Origin of the sequence: Flavobacterium sp. GSB-24 (assembly GCF_027924665.1) — a bacterium.
GTDB lineage: Bacteria > Bacteroidota > Bacteroidia > Flavobacteriales > Flavobacteriaceae > Flavobacterium.
Genome location: NZ_AP027043.1, coordinates 1,053,049 through 1,066,810 on the forward strand (window position 1 = coordinate 1,053,049; position 13,762 = coordinate 1,066,810).

Annotated in this window: 12 protein-coding genes; all 12 read right to left on the bottom strand. The window is 32.8% G+C overall.

Translation table 11 applies throughout. The features are described 5' to 3' along the window. Positions 1–139: 139 nt before the first annotated feature. Positions 140–1,426 (bottom strand): AMP-binding protein, encoded by a 1,287-nt coding sequence (locus QMG60_RS04790; RefSeq protein ID WP_281867045.1) that lies wholly within the window; start codon positions 1,424–1,426, stop codon positions 140–142. After that, entirely contained in the window at positions 1,423–3,087 is a 1,665-nt protein-coding gene (locus QMG60_RS04795) for a C45 family peptidase (protein WP_281867047.1), read from the bottom strand. Before QMG60_RS04795 ends, QMG60_RS04790 begins: the two co-directional genes overlap by 4 nt. Before the next feature lie 7 nt (positions 3,088–3,094). Then, on the bottom strand, positions 3,095–4,612 hold the full coding sequence (locus QMG60_RS04800) for an NAD(P)/FAD-dependent oxidoreductase (RefSeq protein WP_281867048.1): 1,518 nt from the start codon (positions 4,610–4,612) through the stop codon (positions 3,095–3,097). Next, positions 4,609–8,292, bottom strand: a complete 3,684-nt coding sequence (locus tag QMG60_RS04805) for a 1-acyl-sn-glycerol-3-phosphate acyltransferase (protein WP_281867050.1) — start codon at positions 8,290–8,292, stop codon at positions 4,609–4,611. Before QMG60_RS04805 ends, QMG60_RS04800 begins: the two co-directional genes overlap by 4 nt. A 95-nt stretch (positions 8,293–8,387) precedes the next feature. After that, a complete protein-coding gene (locus tag QMG60_RS04810) occupies positions 8,388–9,557 on the bottom strand; it encodes a DUF2062 domain-containing protein (RefSeq protein WP_281867052.1) in 1,170 nt (389 codons plus the stop codon). A gap of 16 nt (positions 9,558–9,573) precedes the next feature. After that, positions 9,574–10,059, bottom strand: coding sequence for a hypothetical protein (locus QMG60_RS04815; protein ID WP_057115522.1), 486 nt, complete (start codon positions 10,057–10,059; stop codon positions 9,574–9,576). Positions 10,060–10,061: 2 nt separating this feature from the next. Then, entirely contained in the window at positions 10,062–10,433 is a 372-nt protein-coding gene (locus tag QMG60_RS04820) for a 3-hydroxyacyl-ACP dehydratase (protein WP_134138840.1), read from the bottom strand. A 5-nt stretch (positions 10,434–10,438) separates the two neighbouring features. After that, positions 10,439–11,047 carry a porin family protein gene (locus QMG60_RS04825; RefSeq protein WP_281867054.1) on the bottom strand — a complete coding sequence of 203 codons (609 nt, stop codon included), beginning with the start codon at positions 11,045–11,047 and terminating at the stop codon, positions 10,439–10,441. A 5-nt stretch (positions 11,048–11,052) separates the two neighbouring features. Next, complete coding sequence (locus QMG60_RS04830) at positions 11,053–11,652, bottom strand: porin family protein (RefSeq protein WP_281867056.1); 600 nt, start codon at positions 11,650–11,652, stop codon at positions 11,053–11,055. A 37-nt stretch (positions 11,653–11,689) separates the two neighbouring features. Next, complete coding sequence (locus QMG60_RS04835; RefSeq protein WP_281867057.1) at positions 11,690–12,325, bottom strand: hypothetical protein; 636 nt, start codon at positions 12,323–12,325, stop codon at positions 11,690–11,692. Next, positions 12,291–12,917, bottom strand: coding sequence for an outer membrane lipoprotein carrier protein LolA (locus QMG60_RS04840; RefSeq protein ID WP_281867058.1), 627 nt, complete (start codon positions 12,915–12,917; stop codon positions 12,291–12,293). The genes QMG60_RS04835 and QMG60_RS04840 overlap by 35 nt, the downstream gene beginning before the upstream one ends. A gap of 123 nt (positions 12,918–13,040) precedes the next feature. Continuing rightward, entirely contained in the window at positions 13,041–13,721 is a 681-nt protein-coding gene (locus QMG60_RS04845) for a polysaccharide deacetylase family protein (protein ID WP_281867059.1), read from the bottom strand. Between the last annotated feature and the right edge of the window lie 41 nt (positions 13,722–13,762).

Genomic DNA, 13,762 nt, shown 5'->3' on the forward strand with positions numbered 1-13,762 from the left:
ACAAAGGTTTTTTTATCAGTTTTTTAAGAAACCTTTGCAACTTTGTCTCTAATTGAGTTTCAGAGTTTCAAAGGCTTTTTTATCAAGCTATTAAGAAACCTTTGTCCCTTTGTCCCTTTGCAACTTTGAACCTAAAAAATTATCTATAATCAAAAAATCGAATAGGTTTTCGACTCATCGGATTGAAAACTAGCGGGTTTAAAACTTCTTTTGAAGCAAATTCTATTTTTGGAGTTACTCTTAGTTTGGCTCTAAAATGGTCTTTTATTTCCTGAAGAAACTCGGGAGTTTGATTTTTTGCAGCAATTTTAATCAGGATTTCGTCTGTGCCTAAATCGTTGGTTGAAATTTCGATAAGATGATTTTCGATATTATCAAAACTGCTCAAAACATCGTTCATTGCTGGTGGATAAAGCGTTGTTCCTTTGTATTTTATCATCTGTTTTTTACGGCCGACAACTGGACCAACCCGCAAAGTATTTCTACCGCAGGCACAAGGCTCGTCATGAAGCTGTACAATATCGCCAGTTTTAAAACGTAGCAATGGCATGGCTTCAATTCCTAAAGTAGTAAAAGTAAGTTCGCCGGTTTCTCCATTTTTTACAGGCTGATTATGTTCATCCAAAACTTCAACAATAATCAATTCAGGATGATGATGTCCGCCTTTTCCGTGTTCACATTCTGTAAAAGCAGTACTCATTTCGGTAGAAGCATAAGTCGAAAATAACTTAATATTCCACTTATCAGTAATTTTTTTGGATAGAATATTCATCGAAAAATCTTGTTCTCTTAACGATTCTCCAATACAAACTGCGCCTTTTATGCTCGAATTATTATAATCAATTCCGTGGGCTTCAGCGTATTCAATTAATTTTAAAAGGAAAGATGGAACTGTAATTAAATAACTTGGATTGTATTTTAAAATAGAATCCCACTGCATTTCTGGAATTCCAGCACCAACACGAATTACGCCGACTTTCAACTTTCTCAGACCTAAAAAATAAGCCAAACCAGCCATAAATTTTCGGTCAATTGTGGTCATTAACTGTACAACATCTCCTTCTGCAATTCCAGCGCAGGCGAACGAAATCGCTTCGTTATACGCCAGTCGATCTAAGTCGGAATCCGTTAAACCAAAAGTTACAGGATCGCCTAAAGTTCCAGAAGTTGAGGCATAATCGATAATTTTTTGCTGCGGCACACACAAAAAATCATCGTTGTATTGCTGTAAATCTTCTTTCGTTGTAACCGGAAGAAATTGTAAATCTTCTAATGTTTTTACTTTAGAAATATCAATATTTTTTCCAGCAAAAAGTCTTTTGTAAAAAGGAGAATTTTGACTGATGTAAGCTAGAAGTTCGGCTAATTTTTTTTCTTGAAAAATTTTAATCTCTTCTAAAGAATCTTTTTCTATTGCTGGAATCATTGTAATTTTCTTTTGACTTTTTTTAAATATTTTTCAATCTTTTCTTTATCAGGAACTGTAGTAATTTCAAGGGTTAAAGCTTTTTCAAAATTAAGCTTAGCCTGCAGATATTCCTTTTTTTGGTAAAAGTACAATCCTGCCTTATAATATACAACCCAATAATCGGGGTTTAACGATTGATAATTTTGAATGAACTCTGGAGAAATCACTTCTTTCTTTTCAAGAAGCGAATCTATTTTATGATCTTCAACTTTAAATTTTTTAAAATTCTGATAAGCAGTTGTTTCTAAAAAAGAATCTTTGGCAATATTCAGATTTTTACTTTGAAAAGATTCTGTCTTATTTCTATTTTCACCAAAGACAGTTTTCAAATCATAACAGACAAATTCCCCCAATTGATACGGATTTGCCGAAACCCATACTAATTTTTCTTTCGGTTTAAAAATAATTCCGTGATGTGCTAAGAGCTGATTTAGTGCTTTTTCATTTCCATATCCTAAAGAAATGTTTTGTAAACCGTCTTTATTTCGAAGAATTTCTGAAGCAATTTTTGGATTTACTTTCGGATTTGCAGACAGTAATTCCTGCATTCTTTCGTAACGATATTCAGAATGGCTGTTTGCAATTTGTTCCAGATTTCTTTTATCAGCTGCAAAAGCATCGCCTTGAAAATGATTCGAACAAATTAATTGATCACTGTTAGGAACATCGTAAACATCCATTTTATTGGGCGAAACTTCAATTAAAATCGCTTTACTATCATTGGCACTTCCAACCATAATCGATTCAGAAACAAAGACTTTTCTCTTTTTTGCAATGGCGATAGCTTCGTCTAAATTTTTGGCGTGCTGTAAAATTTCACGTGTCAAAATCGAAATTGGAGTTTTCGCGCTCAGCGGAATTTTAGATTTAGAAGCATTTATCGTTACTGCTAATCCTTCGTAATTCATTCCAGAAACGGCTCCAATCATTCCCGGCCAGGTAACCATCATAAACGGAAATCCTTCTTTTGGTTTGATAAAGGCTGCGATTTTATTTTCCGCGAAAGCGTCATTCACATAAAAATCAAAATTACGCGCCAGAATTAAATTGCCGTCTTCCGATTTTTCGTTCCAAGCCGCAAAAGAAGAACAGCCAACTAAAGCCAGATCTTGAAGCGCGTGCCCAATATCGTGCGCCGCGTGTAAATATAAACTGCGCTGATATTGCGGTGCGATATTATCAAACTCATTCGAAGTATATTGCGAAACGCCGTAAATTTCAGTTTGATATTCATTTGGAACATTCAAATACAATTTGCGATTGTACCATTTTAAAAACTGGCGAAGCATTTTCTGCTGCAATTTGGACGGGATAAAATCGGTGATTTTAGAGAAAAAAATACGCTGCTGCTTTTGCAAAAGCGAGTCGGTTAAAGCGCCGGTTGTCAAACCAATTTCCAGCGGATCGCCTTCTACATACAATTCCCAAAGACCTTGTTTATTTTTTAAAAAGGAATTTGTTCCAGAAATAAATGTGCTGTCTGTTACTTTTTCAACAACGGGTTTTGCCGAATTGTAAGCCGTAATATCTGGTTTATGATGTTTTGATTTTGATGTACCGCAAGAAGTCAGCAAGCTTAAAAAACCGAGAAAGAAGAAATATATAATTCGGCTTTTCATGATTCAATTATTCAGATGCTTTTTTAATTTTTTCCAGCAGATAATCTTTACCTACAATCTCAGAGCAGGTTAAAACAGCTCCAACCGTAACGCCCAAGACACCGTGCATGTTGATACTTTGGCCCGTAAGATACAGATTTTCTAGTTTAGTTTTTGTGGGAATTAAAGTTTTCATCGGATTATTAGAATCTTTAATATAACCGTACATATTACCGCCGTCGCCGCCAATATAATCGCGGTACGAAAGCGGGGTCGAAGTATGAACCGATTTAATACAGTCTTTAATTCCAGGAAATTTCTTTTCAACTTCTTCTAAAAATTTTGCCGCTTTTTTAGCTTTGAATTCCTCGTAATTTTCGCCTCGTTCATTTTCTTCAAAAGTGGTATTAAAAGTGTTTTCCCAAGTTTTAACGTCCTCATATTTCATATAAGTTAAAAAGGTCATTCCGTCTGCCCATTCTTCGTCTTTTTTAGAAGGATTCATAGAAGCCATAAAGGTTTTTGGCCATGAATTTTCATCGTAATCATGCGCGGTCCAAACGTCATTTTGACTTTTAAAATGATAATAATTATGATTGATGTATTTGAAAGTTTTGGGTTTAAAAACAATATAAAGACTAAAAGCTGAAAAGACATTTTCCAGATTTTGAATTCTATTGAAAAACGGTTTTCTGAAATTTTCCTGACCCGCCATTTTCAAAGTCGTCTTAGGTTCGATGTTAGAAATGAAATACGTTCCAGAAACTTCGGTTCCGTCTTTCATTTTAACCGAATTTACCTTTTGGTTTTCAACTTCAAATTGGATTACTTCTTTATGTTTAAAAAATTCGCCGCCGTACTTTTTGAGTTGTTTGAGCAATTGTTTCGTGATTTGGCTTCCTCCATTTACACAGCGCCATGAACTTTCTATATACGAATTGACAACAAGCGCATGAACATAAAATGGAGATTTATCGGCAATTCCAGCGTAAAGAAAATTGGATCCAGCCAAAACGGCTTTCAATTTTTCGTTTTGAGTAAAAGAATCGATGGTTTCTTTCGCATTAAGCGCTAAAATTTCATCATCATATTTTCCTTCCGATTCTAAATTGTAAAGTGGAAATGCCCTGCAGACTTCCTTTATATTTTGGCAGTAATTGAAGAGATTTTCTTTTTCTTCGGGAAAGTAATTTGTTAATTGTTGAATGAAATTTTCGAAACCCTGCGCATGCGGATATTCGGTTTTATCATCTTCAAAAGAAATAATATCAAAACCATTTTCGTCTAATTTTTTCAGATTCAAATGATCCATTATTCCAATATATTTGAAATATTGATGAAGATTTTGGCCTTCGCCTAAACCTCCGATATAATGAATTCCCGTATCAAAAATGGTTTTATCTCTTACGAAAGTCTGAAGATTTCCCCCGTACTGATTGTTTTTTTCGAGCACACAAACGCTGTAGCCTTCTTTTGCCAGAATAACAGCAGAAACCAATCCGCCTAAACCGCTGCCAACGATTACTACATCGTACTGCTTTTTCATTCTTTTTTCTTTAAAACAAGTAAACCCTTTTCTTCTGAAACTATTTCAAAATTTGAATTTGTAATCTGATTTTTTAAATTCGGACAATTTACTAAAATTATAAAAGAAACGTTTCGAAATCCTTTTTCAAGGTCGTTTTTGTAACTTTCGTCAGAAATTAAAAGCACATCATATTGATTTTCAAATGCAGGTTCCAATTGATCCAAATATGATATTTTTCTTTTTGTAACGATATAATTCGTTTTTGCGACAAGCAATTTTTCTTCCTCATTAATAAAAGAAAATATTTTTCGCTGCGGTTCCTGCAAAGCTAGTAAAACATCCAGTTGTCCGTAATCATTTCCTAAATGCAGGATTTTTGCTTTTGGCTGAATGTGCTTATTTAAGTTATAATAGGTTTCCAGATTTTGCTTTAAATCTTCTTTTACGCTGTTGCCAATTTCAATTTCTTTATAATCATAACTGGCGATCAGCATTTTTTTGAAATAATCTGGACCTTCAAGTTCTTGGCGAATTTTACGATATTCTGCTTTAAAGAATAAACTAATTTGTTTGGTTCTTTCGGTATAATTTTTTCCAAATGAGGAATCATCAGGACTAATTCTCTTCAAGATATTAACTGTCAAATTTCCATGATGAATGACAAAATCACCTTTCGGAATCAGTTCTGAAGCACCGTGAATGACAATCGGAATTATATCTAAATTAAATTCTTCTGCAAGGAAAAAAGCACCTTTGTGAAAGCGTTTAATCACATTATTTTCGGATCGTGTTCCTTCTGGAAAAACCATTAATGAATATCCTTCGTTTATTTTTTTTCGTAAGTGTTCAACACCTCCTTCCAGACCTTCAGAAACGGGATAAAATCCTGCTTTTCTAACGACACCGCCAAAAATAGGGGAGTTGTAAACCCAGTCGCTAACCAAGAAAATAATTTTAGGGCTCAGCATTCCAATTGTCAAAATGTCTATAAACGACGAATGATTGGCAATAATTACAGCTGGTTTTTCGAAAGTTTCATTAAAATTATTAATGACTTTTTTGCGTATAAACGGATTGGAATACAATACCGATTTCATGAATTTTGAAATCACGTATCGGAACGCTTTCATTTTTGATTTTTTGCTGAAAGGCAAAATTGGCATAATGGTAAAGCTAAAAATCGACATTACGATTCCGCCCAAACCATAATAAGCAAACGAAATTACGCCATGGACAAAAGTTCTCAATTGAAAAGGTGGATTTCCTTTTTTAGGGCGATTTGATAAAAACAGCTTGAATAAAATCGGATAGAAAATAAACGTAATAATCAATGCGGCAAAAACTCCAATTAAAGAAACTGCTGAAATTGAAGTCAATGCAGGATGTTTGGCAAATATCATCGCACCAATTCCTAAAATCGTTGTAATAACCGCCAAGATAATTGACGTTCTATAAACTGCAATTTCGTTAACGCCGGTGGAATATTCTTTTTGTAATGCGCTCGTCATAAAAATACTGAAATCGACTCCGTGACCGAAAATCAAAGTACAGACAATCATACTGAAAATGTTCATTTGAATGCCGAAAATGCCCATAATTCCTGCGGTTACAATTCCAGTTAAAGCAATTGGAATACAGCTGATGATAACCAATTCGATTCTTCTGAAAAAGAAAAATAGAATTAGAATTACGGCAACGAAAGAATAATTGACAAGTGAATTAAAATCGGTTTTTAAAGTGCTGAAAAACGTTTCGTTCATCTGCTGGCGATCGATTGCAATTATGTTTTCTTTTGCTGAAGCTGATTTTACAAAAGCATCTCGCTGCTCAGGCGCGACCTTTACTAAAGTTGAAATGGTATAAAAACCATTTTTTTCAGTTATAAATTCTTGTAATTGAAGTGCTTTGATTTTTAAAAACTCAGCAGCAGAAACAGGTTTGAAATCAAAATCTAAATGATCAAAAAATAAATTATAAGTTGTAGGTTTAAATCCAAGTTTAGCGCCTTCAGCAATTAATTCTGATTTTATGAATTGCTTTTTCTGAGAAGTCCAAAATGAATTCCATTTATTAATTTTTTCAATTTGAGCTTGTTGTGAAAGTACAATACCGCCAACTGAACTGAAATTTAAAATTTTATCCTGCTGTTTTTCTTTTGATAAATCTCCAAATAGTTTAGTATTATGCTCCAGAGCTTCTTCCATACTTTTTCCGTACGAAGCGACATAAATGGTTTTGGAAGTTAAACTGGTACTTTGTTCCAATTCTTTTTCGGCGGCTTTAATGTCTTTCGGAATAAAATTCAGCTGTGATAAATCGTTATTAAAACCAACGTCGTTATAAGTAAAGCAACAGATAATAGTTATAATCACGCACAATCCGATTAAGATTTTATTATTGTGAAAAGAAAAATGAGCTATTTTATCGATCACATTTTTATTGTGCTCTGCGGGATTTTCTTTTGGTTTGTATAAATGAGGAACAATTAAAAGTGAAAAAATTCCACTTGCCATAACAATAACAGCAGCGAAAATTCCGAGGTCATTTAGCGCATCAGATTTTACAAAAAGCAGACATAAAAATGCAACAGCAGTTGTAGAACTGCTCATGATAACAGGCATTGTAATGTCTTTGTACAAAGTTTTTACATCGCTGTTGTGTTTGTAATGTGTGAGAATATGAATAGAATAATCAATAGTAATTCCCAATAAAATAGAACCAATTCCTAATGAAATTGCAGAAATTTGTTCTCTGACGAAATATAAAAAAGCAACTGCAAACAAACCTCCAAAAAGAGTTGGAAGAAAAATAATAAGCGGAATTAAAATCTTACGATAAAATAAAATCAGAATCAACATTAAAGTAAACATCGCAATAGATGTTGTTAAAATAATGTCGCTCTTAATTTGATTGGCGTTTGCAACGGCAATTAAAGCAGAACCAAAATAACTGATTGAAGTTTTCCCTTTAAATTTCTGATTTAGATTTTCCTGAATCGATTTGAGCTTTTCGGCAAAAATGGTGTTTTTTTCCGTTTCGCTCGAAGGAATATTCGAAGTGATGAAAAGCAATAATTTCCTTTTGTCTATCGTCATTACAAAACCATTTTCCAAAGTAAAATCATCACCAATATTTAATTGCTGTAACTTTTTTAAAGCAATAAAAGAAATCCCAAGCGGATCCTGCAAAATAAAGTCTTTGGTAACAAATCCTGAAGGAGAAATAATAGATTTATAATTTCCCTGAACAGTTGCTGCAATGCTGTCTTTTTCTAACTTCTGCTGAATGTTTTGATAATCTTTATCATCTAGAAAAAGAGGCAGATTGTTGTAAACAAAATCAATGGTTTCCTGAATATTTTCTTCGTCGATTTTTCCTTGAATTCCAGTTATAAAAGGTTTGCAGGATTTAGAAACGCTGTCTGAAAAAGCAGTAGCCATTTCTTTTAAATCATCTGCCGAACCGTTTTTTTCGAGTTTGAAAATTACGGTAGTTTTGTCGGCAAAGTTTAATTGTTTGAGCACTTTTGCCGTAACATCTGTTTTGTCGTTTGTTGGAATAAGTTTGGTAATATCTTCTTCAAACTTTAATCGTGAAGCAAAAAATCCGAAAACTAAAAGCATCAAAACAGCCAAAAAAACCGAAAGAGACTTTCTTCGATTTACAAATAAATGAATGGCATAAAAGTATTGATGCATGGTTTAGGTTTAAAATTTTTTTGCAACGAATTTCACTAATTTCCCCGAATTAATTTGTGCTAATTCGTGAAATTCGTGGCGAAAATAAATAAATTTTATTTGATGCGTTTTTTACTAAAAGCCGTTAAAAGTAAATAACTAATAAGACCAACTGATAGTGCCGAAACGGTTGCTAAAATAAGACTTCCGACGATATATTGTGCAGCATTTTTTTGAATATCATCAAATGTCATAGAACTATCTAAAATTAGCGGTGCATCGCTGGAAACGAAAAAGCTTCCTACTTTCAAAGAACCGTAAATAATAAAGGGGATAAAAGGGGGAAAACTCACATTAGAAGTTAAATATGCGATTACTTTGTTCAGTCGAAAAATTGCGGCAAAAGTAAAAAGCAAAATAGTCTGGAATCCCCAAAAGGGAGAAAGTCCAATAAAAATTCCCAAAGCAATGGCGGCCGATTTTTTAAAATTAGAATCGCTGCTTTCTAAAATATCTTCTAGAAAGAATTTTTTAAAACCTTTTTTTTTTGCTCTTCTAAAGAAATCTCGAGGCTTAATATATAACAAAGCATTGGTTACCAAAACCGTATTCAAAATACTGATTCGGGTAAAATCTCGAAACGGACGAAAGTGAGAAACTCTTTCGGCTGGATCGTACAAAACTTGAATCGGAATATTTTTTACCACAATTCCTTTCCAAGCAGCGCGCACAATTACTTCGATTTCAAACTCAAATTTATTGGTGTAAAAACGTTTCGGAAGCAATCGCAAAGGATATAATCGAAATCCAGATTGTGTATCTTCGAGCTTGATTCCAGTTTCAAACTTAAACCAGAAATTAGAAAATTTATTTCCAAAACTGCTTTTCTTTGGAACATTCTCCTGCGTCATGTTACGGCTTCCAATCAAAAGTGCATTTGGTTCGTTTTGAATGGCTTCAATAAAAATCGGAATGTCTGCAGCAAAATGCTGTCCGTCAGAATCTATCGTGATGGCATATTCAAAATTTAATTCGAACGCTTTTCTAAAACCATTTCGAAGCGCACGTCCTTTTCCTAAATTTTTAGGATGATGAATTTGCGTCAGCTGCGAATATTGTTTTAGTATTTCGCTTGTCGAATCGGTTGAGCCGTCATTGACTATAATAACATTTGAGGTGAAATCTAAAATAGAATCCAGTACTTTTTTTAGTGTTTTTTGGTTATTGTAAGTTGGTACAATAACACAAAAGCTAGTCGAATTCAGCAATTCGTGCGTTGATTTCATGAGGTTTTTATTGAGCTTACTTCACGAATTGTTTCTCTTTAGCAGAAAAACTTTTAGATTGCAAAACAAAATCTTTTAAGTATTCTTTCAAAGAAGCATTTTGTTCTGCATAGTGTGCAGCAATGTATTTTTTATCCTCTTTAATGTTTTTCTTATAACCTGTTATTCCTGGAACATTTTCCTGAATACTAAGACGAATCATTCGGATTTCGATGTTATTAGGATCGCTGGCAATAACAGATTCAAGAAGTTTTGCACCTTCTTTAAAACGAGAAATTTTATTTCCCAAAATATTTTCAAACTTAGAATCTAATAAAATTGAAGCTGCTTTGTAAGCCACCAAAATTTTATCATCATTATTTGAAACTCCAGAAAGTTTTTCTACAAAATCTTTAGCATTATTTTCAGATTTTGCAACATCAGTATACATTTTGCGAATAGAAGCCAAATCTGGCGTTCCAGCAAAATTTACCCATAAAAGTAATGTCAATAATAGTTTCATAATTATATTTTTTTGTACACCGTACTCAGTTTAAGAGCAGTAGTGTCGTTAAAGTAAGTCGTGTTTTTCACTTTTACCAAATCGTCTTCAGTAATGGTAACATCAAGCTCTAAACGCAATTCCGGAGTTACCTCAGGATTAATCAGCGCCATGAATTTTACATTTGCCAAAGACTGAATCATCAATGAACTTTTTGTAATAGATTCTGTCAGTTCCTTGATAATCTGAATCATGCAAACACCAGGCATAATAGGATTTCCAGGGAAATGTCCTTTAAAAACCTCATGTTTTTCATTGATTAAAATCGTAATATTATATTTTGAATCAGAAGCTTTTTCTTCTGATAGTACTTTATAAAAATCTTTTAAAACCATAATTTCTATTTTCCAAACGAATAGGAAACTCCTAATTGAAAATTAATATTTGTATTATAATCCCCAAATAAATAATAATTATTGGAGTCATTTTGATAATAATCACTGCTCAAAACATCTAGAAGACCTTTTTTAAATCGAGCTTCAAAAGTCAAACCAGACGGCAGGGCATAAGCAACACCTAAAACCACACCTAGATCATTTTGCGCTTTTCTAACCGCAAGATTATCATTCAACAAAATATCTAGAGCTGGCCCCGCCTGAAATTGTATTCCTTGTGCTAAAGTAAATTTATTTATTACAGAAAGCGACAAATAATTTATTTCCAGATCTAAATATTCAGTTTTGTTTGTCTGCGTATTTTCATCAAAATATTTTCGTTCAACATCATTAGAACCTTGTCTGCTGTAATTGATCTCAGGTTGAAGCGCATAATGTTTCGTTATGTTAATCTCTGTAAAACCACCAGCATAAAAATCAGTTTTATAATTGGCATGCATTTCAGAAATTGTTGAAAAATTAAATCCAGCTCTTAAACCTGGCTTAACACTTACCTGGGCTTGGATGCTTAAAACTGCAAAAAAAACAGCAACAAAAAATATTCTTTTATTCATGTTTTTTATTTTGTCTTAAACGTATAGCTGATTCCAATTTGAAAAACCTGATTCAAAATCACATCATTATAATAGTAATCATCGTCATAATCAATACCATCATAACCGTAAATATCAACTAATCCTTGTTTGATTCTAGCTTCAAAAGTCAAACCGTTTGGCAATGTATAACCAACACCTCCAACTATTGCAAGGTCAAAATCTTCTGGAGTAGTATTAATGTAATTATCACCAACTTTTACATCTAAAGACGGACCTGCCAATACATGAAAACCTCCTCCATTAAAATTAAACTTTGCAACAGCTCCAAACGTTATATAATTTAGTTCATAATTTACATTACGATAACTGCCGTTGTCAAAATATTCTCTTCCTTCATCACCTTGTCTTGAGTAAGTTATCTCAGGTTGTAAAGTGAAAAATTTATTAAATTTAATATCTACCAATCCACCAACATAAAAATCTGTTTTAGAATTATTATCATCAATATTAGTTAATGTCGATATATTTAAACCGCCTCTAAGCCCTGGATTAACTTTTACCTGTGCTTGAGATGATTGAACCCCGATAAATAATACGAATGCAATTAAGGCTATTTTTTTCATCTTTGGATTAGTTTAGTTTTATGGTTAGTTTAATTTTCTATTCTGATTTAAAGTAATTCAGCTCAATTTTAAGCTTAATATTTTGATGAATAATTTGAATCTTCTCAGCAAAAATATTGTTTTCTGAATTGAAAAGCAGTGTAAATTTTTCTTTTGTTTTGGAAGAATGAACGATCTTTTCTAGTTTTTGATCTTTTTTGGAAATGAAAATATAATTATCGCGTTTTCCATCTGCCGATTTATAAATGTCAGCTGATTCATTTTCAAATTGTTCCTGAATCAAATATTCCTTCTTTAAAAGTAATCGAAAATCTTCTTTTAAAGTATTAATCAAGATTTTTCGATCTAATTCTGATACAATTGAATTGACTTTAAAATCGGTTTCTGAAATTTCGAAATCCATTAATTTGTTTCCGAATTCTGTCGTAAAAACAATTCGGTGTGTAGTGTCGTTTATTTTCTTGGCAATAAAAATTCCAGACAATTCATTTCCGTAAACACTAATATTGGTTTTATAAACATAATCGGTTTTTGAGTCTGAAAAATAAGGAACCTCTACAGCCGTTTTGTCTAATTTCTTTGGAGTGTAATTTTTTGTCACCGAACCGCAAGAAACCAGAACAATTGCCAGAAAGCAATTAATTAGTAAAAACTGAATCGTCGATTTTTGCATTGATCACTTTATTTTTAAATACAATTCGGGTATAATCTTCAGATGATTCTAATAATTTTACCTGAACCACTGTTGCTTCTTCTTTATCAAAAGTCAGTTCAATTTGTTTGATGTATTTTTTCAGCGTAGCATCTTTCGGAATGAATTTCGCCAGATTCTGACCTTTCAACTTAAAATACGAAATTGTAAATTCTTTGTCGTCAAACATATTCCCGCTCACACTTCCCACAATTAATTTATTGATTCTTGCGAAGATTTTGCTGTTTCCAATATCAACTGCGCTTTTCTTTCCTTCATCGTTAATCAGGATCTTTCCGTTTTTGAAAGTAATGCTGTAGTTGTATGGTTTTTTATATTGCCATTGCAGAAGTGCAGGTTCTTTAAAAACCATTTTTCCCGAAGTTTCAATGTCTTTAGATAAAAAATCCAAATGTTTATATTGAACAAAATCAGTTGTTAAGGTCTTTATTTTTTTAGAAACTACATTTACATCTTCTTTAAACTGTGCTATTTCTGCAGCTGTCATTTTTTGCTCCTGTGCAAATAAACTGCCTGATATAAAAAGAATTAGTAGTGCTATTTTAGTTTTCATATTTTTCAAAAATGTGCTTTAATTTGTTTGCCACTGATTAAAAAGATTCACACAGATTATTTTATTGAATAAAAATCCGTTTTTATCCGCGTTTTCGCGATTGCGAATCTGTTTCATCCGTGTTCAATTTCCATAAGCTTTAAGATTCAAAAGTTCTTCAATCGAAATCACTTCATAACTGTTTTGCTCTAAAAATTGCAAAAACTGTTCCAATACCAAAACCGAGTGTGAAGCCGTGTCGTGCAAAAGTACGATTCCGCCGGGAGAAACCCGTTTTATAATTCGGTTGAAAATCAATTCCTTATTTTTTGTTCCTCCGTCAAGCGAACGAATATTCCAGCCAATAACTTTGTGTCCGGTTATGTTTAAAGCCCTTCGAATCGATGGCGTCGTAACTCCATAAGGCGGACGAAAAAAATTGATTTTTTTTGAAGTATATTTTTCCAGAAGCGCATCTGTTTTTTTAATTTCAGCTGCAATTTGTTTCGCATTATAAAAATCAAAAAACTTAGAATGACTGTAAGAATGATTGCTAACTAAATGGCCATCGGCAATAATTTGTTTTAAAATTTCAGGATGCTTTTCTATATTTTTCCCAATACAGAAAAAAGTGGCTTTAACGTTATATTTTTTAAGAAGCGCTAAAACTTCCAAAGTAAATTCACTAGGACCGTCATCAAAAGTTAAAGCAATTTTCTTTTGGGTTTCGGACGGATTATGACAAAAAGCCTTAACATGATAATTAGAAGAAATTCTCGAAGAACCAACAGCGTTAATCACAATCCAAAGAAAAATTACTGCCAAATAACACCATATATTTATTGCCATCAAAAAGTTCACAAGAA

Excerpts from the sequence above, each read along its gene's own strand:
- QMG60_RS04815 (WP_057115522.1), bottom strand. The coding sequence starts at position 10,059 with ATGAAACTATTATTGACATTACTTTTATGGGTAAATTTTGCTGGAACG.
- QMG60_RS04800 (WP_281867048.1), bottom strand. The coding sequence starts at position 4,612 with ATGAAAAAGCAGTACGATGTAGTAATCGTTGGCAGCGGTTTAGGCGGA.
- QMG60_RS04805 (WP_281867050.1), bottom strand. The coding sequence starts at position 8,292 with ATGCATCAATACTTTTATGCCATTCATTTATTTGTAAATCGAAGAAAG.
- QMG60_RS04820 (WP_134138840.1), bottom strand. The coding sequence starts at position 10,433 with ATGGTTTTAAAAGATTTTTATAAAGTACTATCAGAAGAAAAAGCTTCT.
- QMG60_RS04795 (WP_281867047.1), bottom strand. The coding sequence starts at position 3,087 with ATGAAAAGCCGAATTATATATTTCTTCTTTCTCGGTTTTTTAAGCTTG.
- QMG60_RS04790 (WP_281867045.1), bottom strand. The coding sequence starts at position 1,426 with ATGATTCCAGCAATAGAAAAAGATTCTTTAGAAGAGATTAAAATTTTT.
- QMG60_RS04825 (WP_281867054.1), bottom strand. The coding sequence starts at position 11,047 with ATGAATAAAAGAATATTTTTTGTTGCTGTTTTTTTTGCAGTTTTAAGC.
- QMG60_RS04835 (WP_281867057.1), bottom strand. The coding sequence starts at position 12,325 with ATGCAAAAATCGACGATTCAGTTTTTACTAATTAATTGCTTTCTGGCA.
- QMG60_RS04830 (WP_281867056.1), bottom strand. The coding sequence starts at position 11,652 with ATGAAAAAAATAGCCTTAATTGCATTCGTATTATTTATCGGGGTTCAA.
- QMG60_RS04840 (WP_281867058.1), bottom strand. The coding sequence starts at position 12,917 with ATGAAAACTAAAATAGCACTACTAATTCTTTTTATATCAGGCAGTTTA.
- QMG60_RS04810 (WP_281867052.1), bottom strand. The coding sequence starts at position 9,557 with ATGAAATCAACGCACGAATTGCTGAATTCGACTAGCTTTTGTGTTATT.